Origin of the sequence: Pseudoalteromonas sp. SG43-4 (genome assembly GCF_014164325.1) — a bacterium.
Classification (GTDB): Bacteria; Pseudomonadota; Gammaproteobacteria; order Enterobacterales; family Alteromonadaceae; genus Pseudoalteromonas; species Pseudoalteromonas distincta.
The window spans coordinates 1-17,364 of record NZ_JACJFB010000003.1; the positions used below are offsets into that span (position 1 = coordinate 1).

General features: G+C 39.3%; 18 protein-coding genes. 6 read left to right on the forward strand and 12 right to left on the reverse strand.

What is annotated here, in order from left to right; all coding sequences use genetic code 11:
• Positions 1-119: 119 nt before the first annotated feature.
• Positions 120-1,424 carry a hypothetical protein gene (locus tag H5160_RS03860; RefSeq protein ID WP_182736813.1) on the reverse strand — a complete coding sequence of 435 codons (1,305 nt, stop codon included), beginning with the start codon at positions 1,422-1,424 and terminating at the stop codon, positions 120-122.
• 342 nt (positions 1,425-1,766) lie between these two features.
• On the opposite strand from H5160_RS03860, the gene H5160_RS03865 reads away from it, so the two are divergent.
• The 4 genes from H5160_RS03865 to gntR all read left to right on the forward strand — a co-directional run bounded on the left by H5160_RS03865 (position 1,767) and on the right by gntR (position 6,509).
• Positions 1,767-3,038 carry an O-acetylhomoserine aminocarboxypropyltransferase/cysteine synthase family protein gene (locus H5160_RS03865; RefSeq protein WP_182736815.1) on the forward strand — a complete coding sequence of 424 codons (1,272 nt, stop codon included), beginning with the start codon at positions 1,767-1,769 and terminating at the stop codon, positions 3,036-3,038.
• Between the two features lie 258 nt (positions 3,039-3,296).
• A complete protein-coding gene (locus H5160_RS03870) occupies positions 3,297-3,677 on the forward strand; it encodes a BlaI/MecI/CopY family transcriptional regulator (RefSeq protein ID WP_004586391.1) in 381 nt (126 codons plus the stop codon).
• An 11-nt stretch (positions 3,678-3,688) separates the two neighbouring features.
• The gene (locus H5160_RS03875) at positions 3,689-5,305 is read left to right on the forward strand and encodes a M56 family metallopeptidase (protein ID WP_182692376.1); all 1,617 of its coding nucleotides are present in this window, start codon (positions 3,689-3,691) and stop codon (positions 5,303-5,305) included.
• A 193-nt stretch (positions 5,306-5,498) separates the two neighbouring features.
• On the forward strand, positions 5,499-6,509 hold the full coding sequence (gntR, locus tag H5160_RS03880; RefSeq protein ID WP_182736817.1) for a gluconate operon transcriptional repressor GntR: 1,011 nt from the start codon (positions 5,499-5,501) through the stop codon (positions 6,507-6,509).
• A 96-nt stretch (positions 6,510-6,605) separates the two neighbouring features.
• Here the strand turns inward: gntR and gntU are convergent, their stop codons facing one another.
• Positions 6,606-7,949, reverse strand: a complete 1,344-nt coding sequence (gene gntU / locus H5160_RS03885) for a gluconate transporter (RefSeq protein WP_182736819.1) — start codon at positions 7,947-7,949, stop codon at positions 6,606-6,608.
• Positions 7,950-8,099: 150 nt separating this feature from the next.
• Here gntU and H5160_RS03890 point away from each other — a divergent pair, with 150 nt between their 5' ends.
• Positions 8,100-8,648, forward strand: coding sequence for a gluconokinase (locus tag H5160_RS03890; protein WP_024597355.1), 549 nt, complete (start codon positions 8,100-8,102; stop codon positions 8,646-8,648).
• A gap of 40 nt (positions 8,649-8,688) precedes the next feature.
• On the opposite strand, the gene H5160_RS03895 is transcribed toward H5160_RS03890, so the two are convergent.
• The 10 genes from H5160_RS03895 to hisG all read right to left on the reverse strand — a co-directional run bounded on the left by H5160_RS03895 (position 8,689) and on the right by hisG (position 16,627).
• Positions 8,689-8,877, reverse strand: coding sequence for a DUF1289 domain-containing protein (locus tag H5160_RS03895; protein ID WP_002960277.1), 189 nt, complete (start codon positions 8,875-8,877; stop codon positions 8,689-8,691).
• Between the two features lie 2 nt (positions 8,878-8,879).
• Positions 8,880-9,434 carry a hypothetical protein gene (locus H5160_RS03900; RefSeq protein ID WP_024597354.1) on the reverse strand — a complete coding sequence of 185 codons (555 nt, stop codon included), beginning with the start codon at positions 9,432-9,434 and terminating at the stop codon, positions 8,880-8,882.
• Positions 9,435-9,542: 108 nt separating this feature from the next.
• On the reverse strand, positions 9,543-10,157 hold the full coding sequence (gene hisIE / locus H5160_RS03905) for a bifunctional phosphoribosyl-AMP cyclohydrolase/phosphoribosyl-ATP diphosphatase HisIE (protein ID WP_007376299.1): 615 nt from the start codon (positions 10,155-10,157) through the stop codon (positions 9,543-9,545).
• Positions 10,148-10,927, reverse strand: a complete 780-nt coding sequence (gene hisF / locus H5160_RS03910) for an imidazole glycerol phosphate synthase subunit HisF (protein WP_002960269.1) — start codon at positions 10,925-10,927, stop codon at positions 10,148-10,150. The genes hisIE and hisF overlap by 10 nt, the downstream gene beginning before the upstream one ends.
• On the reverse strand, positions 10,909-11,643 hold the full coding sequence (locus H5160_RS03915) for a 1-(5-phosphoribosyl)-5-[(5-phosphoribosylamino)methylideneamino] imidazole-4-carboxamide isomerase (protein WP_182716643.1): 735 nt from the start codon (positions 11,641-11,643) through the stop codon (positions 10,909-10,911). Before H5160_RS03915 ends, hisF begins: the two co-directional genes overlap by 19 nt.
• A 33-nt stretch (positions 11,644-11,676) precedes the next feature.
• Positions 11,677-12,267 carry an imidazole glycerol phosphate synthase subunit HisH gene (gene hisH / locus H5160_RS03920; RefSeq protein WP_002960265.1) on the reverse strand — a complete coding sequence of 197 codons (591 nt, stop codon included), beginning with the start codon at positions 12,265-12,267 and terminating at the stop codon, positions 11,677-11,679.
• Positions 12,264-13,325 (reverse strand): bifunctional histidinol-phosphatase/imidazoleglycerol-phosphate dehydratase HisB, encoded by a 1,062-nt coding sequence (hisB, locus tag H5160_RS03925; protein ID WP_182720314.1) that lies wholly within the window; start codon positions 13,323-13,325, stop codon positions 12,264-12,266. The genes hisH and hisB overlap by 4 nt, the downstream gene beginning before the upstream one ends.
• Positions 13,322-14,431, reverse strand: coding sequence for a histidinol-phosphate transaminase (gene hisC, locus H5160_RS03930; RefSeq protein WP_182720315.1), 1,110 nt, complete (start codon positions 14,429-14,431; stop codon positions 13,322-13,324). Before hisC ends, hisB begins: the two co-directional genes overlap by 4 nt.
• The gene (gene hisD, locus H5160_RS03935; RefSeq protein WP_024597350.1) at positions 14,421-15,722 is read right to left on the reverse strand and encodes a histidinol dehydrogenase; all 1,302 of its coding nucleotides are present in this window, start codon (positions 15,720-15,722) and stop codon (positions 14,421-14,423) included. Before hisD ends, hisC begins: the two co-directional genes overlap by 11 nt.
• A gap of 5 nt (positions 15,723-15,727) precedes the next feature.
• Positions 15,728-16,627 (reverse strand): ATP phosphoribosyltransferase, encoded by a 900-nt coding sequence (hisG, locus tag H5160_RS03940; protein WP_002960257.1) that lies wholly within the window; start codon positions 16,625-16,627, stop codon positions 15,728-15,730.
• Positions 16,628-17,046: 419 nt separating this feature from the next.
• Between hisG and H5160_RS03945 the strand changes: the two genes are divergently transcribed.
• A complete protein-coding gene (locus tag H5160_RS03945; RefSeq protein WP_002960256.1) occupies positions 17,047-17,283 on the forward strand; it encodes a hypothetical protein in 237 nt (78 codons plus the stop codon).
• Positions 17,284-17,364: the final 81 nt, after the last annotated feature.

Genomic DNA, 17,364 nt, shown 5'->3' on the forward strand with positions numbered 1-17,364 from the left:
TCTAATTTTATTGCTGCAGAATACGATGCGCGTTTTAATTTCGTCATTTTTTCACCCAAATTTGTATGCTTATCAGCATAACATTTCTTTCTTAATGGGTGGCTAAAATCACTGTACCACTACAAAACACTAGATGTTAAACCAGTGATATTATTTCGTGTTGTGACTAACGATTCTTTAACTGCTGAAATACCTGATTCTTGCTCAATTTTATCCGTATTTAAAAACCGCTCTACTACTTTTAGTTGCTCACTTGATTCTTTGGCTATTTCATGAATTTCATTTTGACCAAAAATTTCAATATTAGGCAATAAATCTAAGGGGGAAAAAGTAGAGATGGATCCGCTTTCATCTTTTACTATTGGGGATTCACCGAAGCGTCTTGATATCTTATATAACTTTCCATGCTTTACTGCTGACTTAACAGTCAACTCAGCAAACCCTGAACCAAGATTTTGCTTTATAACTTTAAGATGCTGTGCTTTTGTTTCTTTACTAATAGGTTCTATTTTTAACACATAACGAATTGACTCTATTAAAGTCGATTTACCTGTTCCTCTGCCACCTATTAAAGTATTTAAATGCTCGGAATAGTTGATATTGATTCCATCGAGAAATCCACCAACAAACCTAACAGACTCTATTCTAGAGTAATATTTTTCTTTAATATCAGAATTAAGGCGAACGCGGGATTCAGAATCTGAAAATGCTAGTTTAAATGAGGAAAAGCAAGGTTTTGACATCTTTACTAAGCAAGTCGCATTTTCTTTTCTCAATGTTTCAGGATCTTCTATATCTTTAGCATTTATAATCGCAATATTTTTTTCACGTTTATAATCAGGATTTTTATTTTGAAGGATCTGATGATTTGCTTGGTCGCCTTGTTCTTTAAGTGCTTCTAATGAAGTTGGGATTTGAGCGGCATATAAATTCTGGTTTTTCCAAATATTGTTTAGCTTTTGTTTTAAAACACCGCTGTCATCTGTGCAATGTGCAGCATATACAAAGCCACCTTTTTCAATAACTGTAGATAGAATAAAGTCTGCACTTTTAGTTGATGGCTTTGTACCGTTAGATGTGTCTATATCAAACTCATATAAATAATTATTTAAAGTCTGAATACTTGTATCTTCTGGATATAAACAAACTAAATGTATTTTCTCGCTAGTTGCAATTTCAAAACCTGGGAAGACGATGACTCCCTGTGCATTAAAAGTTTCTCTAATTTTTGCAACTGAATCAACATTGCCGTGATCCGCTATCCCTACAACTTTTATTGATTCCTCAAGACAAACCTCTAATAATTTCTTATTATAGTCATCTTCTGAACAATCCTGATTCTGTCCCCGATACGTTATATAACTTGCCGGATTTACTTGTAGCGCGCACTTCCAGAATTTTGCTTTAGTGTGTTCAACAGTCATATTAATATATTCAATCCTTAAATTTTAAACCGAGGCTAGCAGGGCTTAATACCAGCTTTCTTAATGGCCTCATTTCCTATTTTTTCGCGAAAAATGTTCTTATTTTATGGACTTCTATTAATAGCAAATTGTGTAAGTTATTACCAATTATAAATATTATGCCGAGGTGGGTTATTATATTGTTAGTAAAAGGGCTAACTAGTTGTTATTTAGCCTTTGAATGTCTGCTAATCACCCCCTTTAATTTAAATTAAATCACTTCAACACCCTTTAATATATTTCATGTGCATTTTATAACCAAGAAGTGCTAGGTTAGTGGTAAATTAATTGAAGGAAATAATTATGAAATTAGAGTCATTAGCACTGCACCACGGTTACGAATCTGAGCCTACGACCAAATCGGCAGCCGTGCCTATTTATCACACTTCTTCTTATACATTTGACAACACGCAGCATGGCGCTGATTTATTCGATTTAAAAGTACCTGGAAATATTTACACCCGCATAATGAACCCAACCAATGCCGTACTTGAACAACGTATTGCCGCGATGGAAGGGGGCATTGGTGGGCTGGCTGTTGCCTCTGGGATGGCTGCTATTACGTATGCTATTCAATGTTTGTGTGAAGTCGGTACTAACATTGTCAGCACCAGCCAAGTATATGGTGGGACGTATAACTTATTTGCTCATACACTACCTAGGCAAGGTATTGAAGCACGCATGATTAAAGCCGATGACTTTACCGCGTTCGAGAATGCAATTGACGACAACACCCGCGCTGTTTTTTGTGAATCTATTGGTAATCCTGCAGGTAATATTGTTGATATTGAACGTTTAGCACGTATTGCACACAGCAAAGGTGTGCCGCTTATTGTTGATAATACCGTGGCTACGCCGTATTTATGCCGCCCATTTGAGCTGGGCGCCGATATAGTGGTTCACTCACTTACAAAGTATATAAACGGGCACGGTACTGCTATTGGCGGCATGATTGTCGACTCAGGTAAATTTGATTGGAAAGCGAATGCCACGCGCTTTGCAATGATGAACGAGCCCGATCCGTCGTATCACAATGTGGTTTATACCGAAGCTTTTGCTGAAGCTGCATTTATTGGACGTTGTAGAGTAGTGCCACTTAGAAATACTGGCGCAGCGCTTGCGCCTAAAAACGCATCTGACATTTTAATTGGCCTTGAAACCTTAGGCTTAAGAATGGATCGCCACTGCGAGAATGCACAGCAGCTAGCTGAGTATTTAGAAAATCATCCAAAAGTGCTTTGGGTTAATTACGCAGGGCTTAAATCAAGCCCGTATAACGAAATGAGCCAAAAAATTACCAGTGGTCAAGCATCGGGTATTTTAAGCTTTGGTATTGCTGGTGGCCTAGAAGCGGGTACTCGTTTTATTGATGCGCTAAACATGATCTTACGCTTAGTTAATATTGGCGATGCCAAGTCGCTTGCGTGCCATCCTGCGTCAACTACACACCGCCAATTAAATGATGAAGAGCTTGCTAATGCGGGTGTAAGTCGCGATTTAATCCGTTTGTCAGTCGGTATTGAAAACATTGCTGACATAATTGCCGATGTAAGCCAAGCGCTCGATAAAGCATAGTTACCTCACTACCTTTCATAAAAAACTTTAAAGCATAAAAAGCGTTAGTTGAAAATAAACTATCGTTTTTTATGTTTTTCTAAAACCAATTAACAAGTATACACCCTTATTTTATATACCTTTTTTATAAAACCTCCCTAAGACTTTTATATTTCTATCGTTTGTTTTTCATTCACATGTCAATTTTGTATTGACACTAAGATTAGTTACTACTACATTTGTAACAGTACCACTACAAATGTAGTAATAGGAGCGACAATGAAACTTAGTGATTTTGAAATGGATATTATGCAGCTGCTCTGGCAGGAAGAACCCTGTACCGCGAGTCAACTACATAAAGTGCTTTTAGCTGATAAGCAAAAAGATAAAAAAGTAGCCTATACAACAGTTAAAACTATCGTAGATAGGTTAGAACACAAAGGGGCGATTGAGCGCTGTGGACATGAAGGTCGAGCTATTGTTTTTAGAACAATCGTGACTCAAGACACATTATCGGGGCAAGCTATGCCTAGTTTTATGCAACGATTTTTTAAAGGTAATTCTCGTAGTTTAATTGCCCACTTTATTAAAGAAGAAAAGCTAAATGATGAAGATATAGAATATTTACAAACGCTTTTAAAAAATAAGAAGTTAGATTAAAGGAGAGGGTAATGACGGATTATTTACTAACTTGCACACTTATTAGCTTATGTATTTTGCTTACAGTAAAAGGGCTAAAAAATGCCCCAGCACGATTAAACTTTTACATTTTAATGATTGCCTTGGCATGTTGGTTTGTCCCTTGGCAATATTTTTCCCAGTTATCCTTATTTGAAGGGGCAAATCGTTACACATTCAACGTGGCGCAATTGATTCCCAATGTTAAAGCATTAATACCAAATGCTGAACAAGTAGCAACTAAGGACGAATTACAAAGCGATATGAGTATATGGGACTTATTGCCATCACTTAGTAATGTTTTTATGGTTTTAGTTTTAGCTGGTTTTGGATTGTTTTCATTACGCATGAGCCTTTATGTAAAGCTTATAAAAAACTTATACATTAACTCAAAGCCAAGTCCTGAACTTAAACACATTAACAATCAGTATCCAATTAGACTAACAACCCATACAGAGCCTGCTTTTGCTACCGGGTTAATAAAGCCTGTTATTTGGCTAGAGTCGACGATGGTAAATCGTGAAGAATTAGATTCAGTCATTCAACACGAGGTAACTCATTTACAACAAGGTGATATTTATTGGACGTGGCTTATTTGTTTTATAGAAAGCGTTTTTTGGTGGAATCCTATTTGCTTAAAGTTAACTGGTTTAGCAAAAGAGCAACTCGAACTTAGCTGTGATGAGTTGTGTATGCAAAAGCTAAAAGGTAAATACCAATTGGATTTAGCCAGTTTATTGCTACAAGAGCAAAGTGCTAAAAGCTCGCCTAACTTTTTTACCCCCCCACTTTTGAATATTGCTCATTCTAAGAGTTTTAATATTCAGAGGATCAAAATGTTAAACAAGGAAAAAACAATGAAAAGTAAATATTTGGTTATGGTTGCGGCGGCAATGTCTTTTAGTGCTTTAGCTGCAGCGCAAATTGTAGATGGTAGTTCAGATAACAAGCAGCCAAGTAATAATACGTCTCAGGCTCCTGTTAAAAGTGAAGAATATAAACAACAACTTGCACAGCTTCTAAAAAGTGCTGCTGGGGCAAAAAGTGATACCCCTGAACTGTTAAACCAAGCTGCGCAAGGCATACAACAATGGCACTTAAATAGAGATAAACTTGCTGGTTTTGAAGAAGCTGAAATTAAACTACAAAGCTTTAGGCTGCTAGATCACGTTTACTCTAAACTTGAGCAATATGAAGATATACTGAGTGCTTACGAAAAATGGTATGAGCCTGGTAGTAACCCGCCTTACTTTTTAAAAAATTCACTAGCAACCGCGTATATACAACTAGGGCGTTATGAGCTTGCTGTTGCAGAGCTTGAAGATTTATCAAAACAGCTTGAAGGGAAACTACATGTTGGCTCTGCTGATAACTTAGCACTGGCATACATTTACCTTGATGATTACGATAAAGCGTTAAAAACCCTAGAGAAGGTTGATGCAAAAGACGATGTATACGGAAATATCCTTAAATATTATGTTTATGATAAACAAAATAACCGTAAAAAGATGGATGAAATCAAAAGTAAAATCCCAGAAGCATTTGCAGTTACCCCCGCGTTATTACCACAAAGCGGCCTACCTGGTTCGCAATTGTTGAGATTGCTATAAGTTTTCAATTACGATGAGGCTCGGAGTATCTGAGCCTCTGTTTATGTTATTGGTACAAATACAGTAAAATAGGTCTAGATTATTTAAATCTCTTGGTAATCGCTTAGCGATAACCTAAATAAAAATGGCTAAAAGTAGTGATTTTTCACAATAGTTGGTATGTTACAAGTAACATTTTATTTAATTGTGTGTGATGAAAAAAAACAAGCGTTCTTCTCTTCAAGATATTGCCGATGCGGTTGGTGTAACCAAAATGACGGTGAGTCGTTATTTACGTAATCCCGAAAAAGTATCAGAGTCTACTCGCACTAAAATTAGTGCAGCTATTGATACGCTAGGTTATATTGCAAATAAAGCCCCTGATTTACTCTCTAATGCTAAAAGCTACTCTATTGGTGTACTAGTCCCATCGTTAACGAATCACGTGTTTGCTCAAGTTATAAAAGGCATTGAAGATGTGACAGGGCCTGCAGGATACCAAACAATGTTAGCCCATTATGGTTACAACCCTGAAATTGAAGAAAAACGGGTTGAGTATCTATTGTCGTATCACGTTGATGGTTTAATTTTATCAGAAACCACACACACAGACAGAACGCTAAAAATGATTGAAACGTCAGGCGTACCTGTGATTGAAATAATGGATACTCATCACTCTCCAATGCAGCAAGCGGTTGGTTTTGATAATGTTAAAGCCGCTTTTGATATGACGACGGCACTTTTAAATAAAGGCTATCGCAATATTGTTTATATAGGTGCAAGGCTCGATGTACGAACACGTCTAAAATTTCAAGGTTATTCAGATGCTATGTTAGCTAAAGGCTTTACGCCTAAAAGTGTGATGACTGATCAAGCTTCATCTTATAGTTTAGGCGCCGAACTTTTACAAAAAGCGCGTACTGACTACCCAAATACTGACTGTTTGTTTTGTACTAATGATGATTTAGCAATTGGGGCTATTTTTGAGTGCCAGCGAAACAATATTTTAGTGCCTAGCCAAATGGGGATTGTGGGTTTTCATGGTCATGATATTGGCCAATCAATGGTGCCTCAATTAGCAAGTGTGATCACCCCTCGTTATCAGATAGGTAATGTTGCGGGAAGAGAGTTGTTGAGCCGGATTAATTCCGATTTTGATACTAGCATGAATTATAAGCAAGTAATTGATTCTGGTTATATAGTTCATCTAGGTGAGAGTGTTTAAATACTCAAATTACCTGAGTTTAATTACCTGAGCCTAAATAACAAAAGGCTCAGGTAAATTTTTATATGTGTGATGATAAATCTACGTACTGTAAATTTACAAAAACAGAGAAATAATCATAGCGACAAGTGCGCCAACAGTACCAATAATGGTTTCCATTACCGTCCACGTTTTAAGAGTTTGCATTTCGCTCAAACCGAGATAGCGACTCGCTAACCAAAATCCTGAGTCGTTTACATGGGAGAGCACAATAGAGCCCCCACCAATAGCGATAGTGACAGCGGCAAGCTGCGCTCCATCAAGGCCTAAAGGCTGAAGCATTGGAATAATTAAGCCACACGCTGTAAGCATAGCTACTGTCGCAGAGCCTTGAATAACCCGCACAGCGGCTGATAATACAAAAGCGAGTATTACAATCGGTAATCCTGAGCCAGCTAAGTAATTACCTAGTGCAGTACCTACCCCTGAATCAACTAATACTTGTTTAAATACCCCACCGGCACCAGTGACAAGAATAATAATTCCTGCAGGTTGTAACGCACTACCACAAATTTCCATGATTCTAGCATTAGGGACACCGCGCCTTGCGCCGAGCAAATAAAATGCCATTAGGCAGGCAACTAAAATTGCTGTAAATGGATGTCCTATAAAGGCTAACCAATTATATAAATCAGAGTCTCTTTCAACAAAGCGACTACCAATAGTATTTAAACTAATCATAATTAACGGCAGAGCAATTAAACCTAATGCTAATCCAAAACTAGGCGTCCCTTTACCAACTCTTTGGTTATCATCGATTTGTTCGTGCTGTGGGAGTTCTACATGAATAGATTTAGAAATAATAGAGCCCCAAATTGGACCTCCTATAATCATTGCCGGTATGGCAGCAATAAGGCCAAATAAAATCATATAACCATAGTCAGCGCCTAATTGAGAGGCAACCAAAATCGGCCCTGGCGCAGGAATAAGAAACGCCTGACAAGACGCTATCCCAGCAAGTAGCCCAATACCAATTTTAACAACGCTGCCACCGCCTTTTCGTACCACAGCAAAAACAATACCGATTAAAAGTACAACGGCTACATCAAAAAAGAGGGGGAGGGCACAAATAAAGCCCGTAAAGGTAAGCGCCCAATTAGCGTTTTTTTCTCCAAAACGGTGTAAAAGTGTGTGGGCAATGCGATCCAGCGCGCCGGTTTCTTCCATTACTTTGCCAAACATGGCGCCTAAAGCGACCACCACCGCTACAAAGCCTAGTGTTCCGGCCATTCCTTTTTGAATTGTAGCGGCAATTATTTCTGGGCTCATTCCTGAGAATAATCCTGCAATCATAGAAACAAGGATCAAAGAGACGACAGCATGTAGTCGTACTTTCATTACTAAAAAAAGCAATAAAAATATGGAGCCTACCGCTGTTACTATTAATGATAAATCTGACATTTTTCCCTACTTATATTCAGTGTGAATTATGATGTTTAGTGTGTGTTTAACTTCACTTTCGTATTTGTTACGCGTAACATGTTACCCGTAACTCAATATAATATATACATTGAAAATAATTAATTATTAAATTAAGGCGAGGGTAAATACATGAGTAACACAAATGTAGGTCGTATTTATATTGTAATGGGGGTTTCAAGCACAGGAAAGTCAAGTGTGGGTGATGCATTAGCAAAGCGCATTGGCGCTAAATTTATCGACGGAGACGACTTACATCCCAAGGCTAATATATTAAAGATGTCATCTGGGCAGCCTTTAAATGATGCTGATCGTGTGCCTTGGCTCGAAAGAATACGTGATGCTGCATTTAGCATTGAAAAGAAAAATGAAGTCGCGGTAATAGTCTGCTCAGCATTAAAAAAGAAATACCGAGAACAAATATGTGATGGAAATACAGGCATTACCTTTTTACATCTTTTTGGTGATTTTGAGCTGGTTAAAAGCCGTATGCAGGACAGAAAAGGGCATTTTATGCCTGTTGATTTACTCAAAAGCCAATTTGAAGCGCTAGAAGTTCCAAAAGAAGATGAGCCCAATGTTATAAATATAGATATTAATAACTCATTTGAGCAAGTAGTCGAAAGCTGTATTAGCGCAACTAAAATGAATAGCCACAACAAGTTAAAAGTTTTTAGTTAATCAATTAACTGTTACTTTTAACATTTAGGGGCTTTATTTGTTATGAGTTAGCGTCTGCTCGTGGTGTTTCTAAAATCGCTTTTTTTTCATCTTCAGATAATATTATCCAATCAAAAATTTCTTCGTTGGTACGCCCACACCCGGTGCAGTAACCGCTGCGCCTTTCGCATATTCCTAGGCAATCAGTTTTAAATTTAGATGGTTTTTTGTTTTGATTTAATTGGCGCATTATTAAAGTCCTAACGGTGGAGCAATTTCAAAGCGAGTAGAAAACCCATTACCTTCTTGATTGGTAGCAAGTGTAATGACAGGGGTTTTAGTATCAAGTACAAAGGTGCTGTAAATTGAACTTGCTGTTTCTTTTTGGCTTTCCAACCAACCTGTTTTGGTTAAGCATTGGCGCAATTGCTTAGCCAGTTTTTGATGAGACTTTATTGTTTGCGTTTGTGTTTTAACAGGTGTTTGGCATTGGTAGCTTGCTTGCTCTGACTTATTTAAAGTAACTGTACAGTTTGCTCCAATTATATGAGTATTAGTACGCCATTGATTAGTAAACTGGTTATTTACTTTATCTGTTTTGATTGAATTAAAACCAGACTCATAACCATTTATTAGGTTATTTATGGTGCTGCATTCATCGGGTGTTACTGTGGTTTTTACAGACTGATTCGTTGTAGTAGTGGTTGCTGTAGTTGTCGTCTGATTAGTTTTGCTGGTACAGCCCGCTAAAATAAACGCGACGACTAAAATAAATGCGACAATAGAAGGAGTAATATAGTTTTTCATAGTTCACAGTAACCGATTAATTTAGCCACGCACTATATCACACGTGATTTACTGTAAAAATAAAAAAGCCCATATAAATATGAGCCTCTTTGTTAGTCACAACTAATGCTATTTATGGCGACCTTGCAAGCATTTAACTACATCTTCAAGGGCTAAGCCTTGGCGTTGTAGCAATACTGTAAGGTGATAAATTAAATCAGCAGACTCGTTTGTTAGCTCATCGTTATCGTGTTTCATAGCGGCAAGGGCAACTTCTACGCCTTCTTCACCTACTTTTTGACAACTACGGCTTAAGTCTTTTGCAAATAATGACGCTGTGTAGCTTTTTTCAGGGTCGTCATTTTTACGCGCAACAATCACATCTTCTAACTGTGCTAAAAAGCTTAAACTTGGTTTTGCTTCATCACCAAAACAGCTTTGTGTACCTAAGTGACACGTTGGGCCTTCTGGGTTGGCAAGTACTAAAATTGAATCGTAGTCACAATCTGTATGCACAGATACTACGTTTAAGTAGTTTTCTGATGACTCGCCTTTAGTCCATAAACGCGATTTTGAACGCGAGTAAAACGTTACCTTATTGGTATCAAGCGTAACAGCGAGTGCTTCGCTGTTCATAAAGCCTTGCATTAAAATAACACCAGAGCGGGCATCTTGAATAATCGCAGGGATCATGTCACTTTTAGCGAAATCGACCTGAGCTTGGTTTTGTTGTGTTACTTGCATAATCTTGCTGCCACTTGGTTATCTGTTAAAAATTGTTTTAGTTCGCCAATGTTAATCACATTTTTATGAAAAACGCTGGCAGCTAATGCACCATCTACTTTGCTTTGTTTAAATACATCAACAAAATCTTGCATACTACCCGCACCGCCAGAGGCGATTAAAGGAATGTCACACAGCTCGCGAATTTTACTTAGTTGCTCGTTGTCGTAACCGTTACGAACGCCATCTTGGTTCATACAGTTTAATACAATTTCGCCTGCGCCTAGGTCTTGTACGCGTTTAACCCATTCTTGTGTTTTATAGCGCGTACGGCTTGATGCATTAGGATCGCCGGTTAATTGATACACTAAATACTCGCCGGTAATTTCATCAAAAAAGCTGTCAATGCCGACTACAACACATTGCTTACCAAACTCATCGTGTAATTCTTTAATAAGTTCAGGACGCGCAATAGCAGGGCTGTTAATACTGATTTTATCAGCACCGCGCTCAAGTACACGCGCTGCATCAGCCACTGATTTAATACCGCCCGCTACACAAAATGGAATATCGATATTACGTGCAATGCTCTCTACCCAGTTTACATCAAGTAGGCGTTTTTCAACGCTTGCGCTGATCTCGTAAAAAACTAGTTCATCGGCACCGGCTTCGCTGTAAGCTTTAGCCATTGTTAAAATATCGCCAACAATTTCATGGCCTTTAAACTTAACGCCTTTAACTACTTGGCCGTCTTTAACGTCTAAACACGGGATTATGCGTTTTGATAACATGCCAATGCCTCCTCAACGCTAAATGCGCCATCAAGCAATGATTTACCTAAAATAACGCCGCCCACACCCAGCTCTTTAAGCTTTTTAATGTCATCTAGTGAGCTTACGCCACCTGAGGCTTGCACTTTAATTGTGCTGTTATGGTGAGTTAAATCTTCGTAAAGCTCAAACGATGGGCCCGTCATGGTGCCATCTTTACTGATGTCCGTGCATAAAAAATCAATAACACCTAAGCTTACATAAAAATCTACCAGCTCAAGTAAACCAAATTCAGATTCACTTAACCAACCGTGCGTTGCTGGTGCCCAGCCCGTGGCTGTTTTATTTACATCAAGAGCAATTACAAAATGCTCTGCGCCAAATTGCTCAATCCAGGCTTTTACTTGTTCGCGTTTTTCTACTGCCATTGAACCAATAACAACTTGGTTTGCACCGGCTTTTAGCCAATCACTTACATCTTGCTCTGAGCGAATACCGCCGCCAACTTGGTACGGTACGTTAAGTGCTTTGGTTGCAGCTTGAATATGTTTCCACTGTTTTTTACTTGGATCGCGTGCACCTTCTAAATCAACAAGGTGTAACTTGCCTGCGCCACTGTCGGCGTATTCTTTTAAACGCGCACCAAGTTCGAAAGGGTAAAACTGTGCTGTGTCGTATTTACCTTGGTACAAGCGCACAATTTGATTTTGTAATACGTCTAATGCTGGAATAATCACAAATAATCTCTTTTTTGTTAGTTAATGGGCAGCTTATAACTGCCAATCAACAAAATTTTGTAATAAACGTGCGCCAACTTTTGCGCTGCGCTCTGGGTGAAATTGCATGCCTGCGTAATTATCTTTAGCAACAATGGCTGAAAAGGTTTGACCATATTCGCCGCTCACTAGTGTGGCGTCGTTTACGGTGTGCGCAAAGCTGTGAACAAAATACACTTGCTCATCAAGCGTTAGCCCTTTAGTTAATGCATGCTCTTTGTTAACGCTTAAGTTATTCCAACCCATATGCGGCGACGTTAAATTGCCTACATCAAGCGCTTTTACTTGCCCTGGTATTTTACCTAGGCACTGTACGTTACCTTCTTCGGTGCTTTCGCACAGTAACTGCATACCTAAACAAATGCCCATAAGCGGGCGCTGGTATTCATTTATAGCTTGTTGCCAGCCGTTATCTACTAGGCGTTTCATAGCAACCGACGCGTGACCTACACCTGGCAATATAGCGCGCTCAAAACCCGCTAATTGCTCTGGTGAAGTAATTACTGTTGGCGTTTGGCCTAAGCGTTCAAACGCAAAGCGTACTGAATTTATATTGGCACAACCGGTATTAATTATGGCAATCATAAACATCCCTTAGAGCTGGCTGTTTGTTGGGTCGTGTCTTGTGCCACTGCCATACGAAGAGCACGTGAAAACGCTTTAAATAAGCCTTCTACTTGGTGATGACAGTTACCGTCGCTTACCGATAAAATAAGGCTAATAGCGGCGTTATCACTTAAGCTTTTGAAAAAGTGCTCAACCATTTGCACGTCTAAGTCGCCTGCTTTTTCGCGGCTAAAGTTAGCGTTTAATACAAATGATGCACGGCCCGATAAATCAATTTGTGCTTCAGCTTTACACTCGTCCATAGGAAGCGCAAAACCATAGCGTGCAATTTGCGATTTAGTGCCAAGCGCTTGTTTAAGTGCGACACCAAGAGCAATACCAATGTCTTCAACAAGGTGGTGCTCGTCTATGTGTAAATCGCCTTTAGCTTTAATGTTTAAACCAATGTTTGCATGGGTGCGAATTTGATCAAGCATGTGATCAAAAAAGCCAAGTCCGGTGTCTATGCTGCCATTTTTAGTTTGATCTAAGTTTATGGCTACATCAATTTGGGTTTCTTTTGTGTTGCGTGTAACACGACCTTCGCGGTTTGCGGTAGTCAATTTTGTCACTATCGCACTCCAATCGCCGTCGTATAAAATACCTTCACAACATAAGTTTTGAGCAAGGCCAATATCGGTCTGGCGATCGCCAATAACAAAAGAGCGCGCTAAGTCTACTTTGCCAGAGCGCATAAGCTCGGTAAGTAAGCCCGTTTTAGGTTTACGGCAATCACAGTTTTGCTCATCAAAGTGTGGGCAAATTAATACTTCGTCAAAGCTAATGCCTTGGCTTTGCATTATGTCCATCATTTTGTCTTGTGCTATGTCAAAATCAGCAGTAGGAAAGCTATCTGTGCCTAAACCATCTTGGTTAGACACCATTACTAAACGGTAACCTGAGGCTTGTAATTGTAATAACGCAGGAATAACACCAGGTAAAAATGCTAGCTTTTCAAGGCTATCTACCTGTTTGTCGGTAATTGGCTCTTCAATAATAGTGCCGTCGCGGTCAATAAATAAATAGGGGTTACTCATGATACTTCGTTTCCTGCTAAAGATGCTGCGGTAGCCGGCGTTTGTAAGCCATCTAACCAAATTTTTACTTGTTCAAGTTCTTGTTCACTGCCAATTGAAATTCGTAGCCAGTCGTCTTCACCGTATAGTGTAAAAGCGCGCATAACCAAACCTTGCTCAAGTGCAATTTTAAAGTAGTTTTTGTCGGCTAATTTTAAAGTAACAAAGTTACCTTCACCAGTGAGAATTTTTAATGCAGCAGGGGAGGCGTTTAGCCAATCTACCAACTTAGCTTTTAAGCTATTTAGAATAGTAACTTGGCGGCGCATTGATGTAATTGCATCGGGTGCAATTGCTTGCGCTGCAATACTTGCTACAACACCTGATACCGGATACGGCGCAATGACTTTACGAATTGGCGCTAGTACGCTCACTTGTGCAAGCGTAAAGCCTGTTCTGAGCCCTGCTAGCGCAAAGGCTTTAGAAAGCGTACGCAAAACCACTACATTACTAAACTCATTAATAAGTTTAGTCGCGCTTTGCTCTGGGCAAAACTCTATATAGGCTTCATCAACAATAACTAATGCTTTACCTGCAAGTGCTGTTGCAATCGCTTTTACTTTATCAAGTGGCGTTAAGCTGCCAGTTGGATTATTTGGGTTACAAATAAATACCAGCTTTGAGCTGCCAACAGCTGCAACTATTTCATCAACACTGCCACTTAATAATAATTCTTGTGTAAGCGCGTTAATACTAACGTTGTGTGTATCGGCGGTAACTTTGTACATACCGTAAGTTGGTAAAAATAGCGCAATACTATCTTTAGCTGGCTCACAGTATGTGCGCACTAAAAGCTCAATGCCTTCATCTGCGCCGCGCGTCATTAATACATTTTCGCTTTCAAGATCTGTATAAGCTGCGTACCTGTCAATAACCAGTTGCGGTTGTGGGTCGGGGTAGCGATTTAAATCCTCAATACTCAGTTCAAGATTTTTAGCATACGGGCTTTCGTTAGCATTTAGCCACGTAGTACCGGTTAGCTTTTCACTTTTTGCAGAGCTGTATGCAGCAAGGGCTGCAATATTCTTAGGTAATAAGCTAGACGCTTGTGCGCTCTCATTGCTCATTTTTAATTGCCTCTAAACGAATTGAAACCGCATTAGCGTGGGCATCAAGGCCTTCTGCATCTGCAAGTGGTAAAATTGCTTTTGAAAGCTGCGTTAAACCACTTTTAGTAATTGTTTGCACTGTGTATGTACGGAAAAAATCAAGCAAGTTTAAACTCGAGTAAGTTGCACTGTAACCATATGTTGGTAACACGTGGTTAGTACCCGATGCGTAATCGCCTGCAGATTCTGGTGTGTAGTCACCTACAAATACTGAGCCTGCATTTTTAACTTTATCTAGGTAAGGTGTTGCATCGCCTAGTTGTAAAATTAAATGCTCTGGGCCGTATTGCGCCGATACATCAAATGCTTGCTCAACAGAATCAACCAAAATAAGTGAAGAATTAGCGAGCGCTTGCTCGGCTGTTTCTTTGCGGCTCAAATTAGCTAACTGGCGTGTAAGTGCCTGCTGAGTTTGTTCTATAATACTTTCGCTGTTACATAATAAAATAACTTGCGAGTCTGCGCCGTGCTCTGCTTGTGAGAGTAAATCGGCGGCTATAAATTCTGGGTTTGCACGTTCATCTGCAATAACTAATACTTCAGAAGGACCTGCTGGCATATCAATTGCCATACCTGGGATAGTTTGCGCAACGAGCTGTTTAGCCATTGTTACGAAGCTATTACCTGGGCCAAAAATTTTGTTTACTTTAGGAACCGATTCGGTGCCATAAGCCATTGCTGCAATTGCGCCTGCGCCACCACTTTCTATCAAAGTAGTAATGCCACATAACTTAGCTGCATATAAAATAGCAGGGTTAATTGCTTTATCACCTTGTACCGGCGTAGCTAGTACAACGGTTTTAGCGCCGCTTAACTGTGCTAATACACCTTGCATAATAACCGACGATGGCAGTGGAGCACTGCCACCGGGTACATAAATACCGACTGCTTCGATGGCTTGATATTTCAGTTCACATACAACGCCTGGTTGGGTTGATAATTTAATATCTTTTGGCAACTGCGCTTCGTGAAAACGTTTAACATTTGCATAAGCGGTGTCAATTGCGTATTTAAGCTCTGCACTTAGTGCTTGCTCAGATGCGTTAATTTCATCTAGCGGTACGCGCAAACGTGGGTTAGCTCTATTATCAAACTCTTTGGCCATGCTAAGTAAGGCCTCATCGCCTTGCTCTTTTACATTAGCTAAAATAGTTTTGCATATTGCTTCAACCTTTGCGCTTACAGAAACTGCAGGGCGCATTAGCGCCGCTGCTTGTACTTGTGAAGATTCCTCATTCCAACGAAGCATGGTACTTACTCCATCATTTTTTCAATTGGCATAACTAAAATAGAGTTAGCGCCTAGGGCTTTTAACTGCTCCATTGTTTCCCAAAATAATGTTTCGCTGCTTACCATGTGCAGTGCTACGTATTCTTCATTACCCGCAAGGGCAAGTAGAGTCGGTTGACCAGAACCAGGTAAAATTTCACAAATTTCATCAAGTTTGTTTTTTGGTGCGTGTAGCATGATGTATTTGCTTTCTTTAGCTTGTCTAACACCACGTAGGCGCGGCATAAGCTTATTGATTAGTGCTAGTTTGTCAGCGTCTTGCAGATCTTTATTTTGAATTAAACATGCGTTTGATTCTAAAATTGTATCACCTTGAATTAAGCCGTTAGCTTCAAGTGTTGCGCCAGTAGATACTAAATCACAAATTGCATCAGATAAACCTGCACGTGGTGCTACTTCAACAGAGCCAGTAAGCATTACTGTACTTGCGTTGATGCCTTCGCGCTTTAACCACTGAGTTAAAATTTCTGGGTAGGTAGTTGCAATACGTTTGCCTTCAAACCAGCTCTTATCGCGAGCGCCTAGCTCTTGTGGCCAAGCAAGTGCAAGACGACAGTAACCAAAATCTAGTTTTGAAAGTTTGTTTACTTCGCTTGGAACACCTTGGCGTTCACGTTCTGCTTGAACTTCTACTAGTACGTTTTCGCCAACAATACCTAAATCACATACACCGTCCATTACTAAACCAGGAATATCGTCATCGCGCACACGTAGTACGTCAATTGGCATATTAGTTGAGTGTGCAATTAAGCGTTGTTCACGAAGGTTAAGTTTAACACCTAACTGTTTTAACAGATCTTGACAATCTTTAGATAGGCGGCCGCCTTTTTGGATGGCGATACGTAGACGATTTGTGTTACTCATTATTCATTTTCCTTTAATTTAAAAACTAAAAACCCCGAGGGGAACCTCAGGGCGAAAATGAATCAATGTTTTTTGAATCGCCAGAGGTTCCTTTTAGGAATAACCTCTCAGCGAAAGACCTGACAGGTTATTCCGGTGAATGGTGGTGATGATGTACTGTTGTCAGGTTTAAGCGCATTTTTTATCCTATTTAACTGCTCGTTGTTATAGTAACGTTCAGTTGTTATCTGTTTAAATAAATTTCGCATTCATAAAAACATAAACAGCCATATTATGGCAAGTTTTTTTTAGCTTAATTAAAGCATATCTTATAACTGTCGATAATATTAAGAAGGGAAGTGCATTTTTTGCATATATTTGTTTGTTTATTAGCCAAACCAAGCGTTTAGATAATTTAACAGTAAACTAAGGAAGTGTGTATGGATATCATGATTCCTTATTTAGGAAGAATAACCAGACTAGAAGTTGAGTCAAAAAGTGCTTTTCATATTGCGGGTGTGCAAAGTGGATCGGCCGCTGAAAAAGTTGAGCTAGAGAATAAAAAAAGGCGTGAGTTACAAAAAAAGAAAAAGCTCAATATGCTTGACGACCAAAATAGTAAAAAAAAGTCTAACGTAGATGATGACGAAAACCCCCATTTAGATACATGGGCTTGATAATACCAATTTTACTAAATACATAAGCAATTCACTAAAAAGGCCCTTGCGGGCCTTTTTACTATGTATTTTGCTTATGCC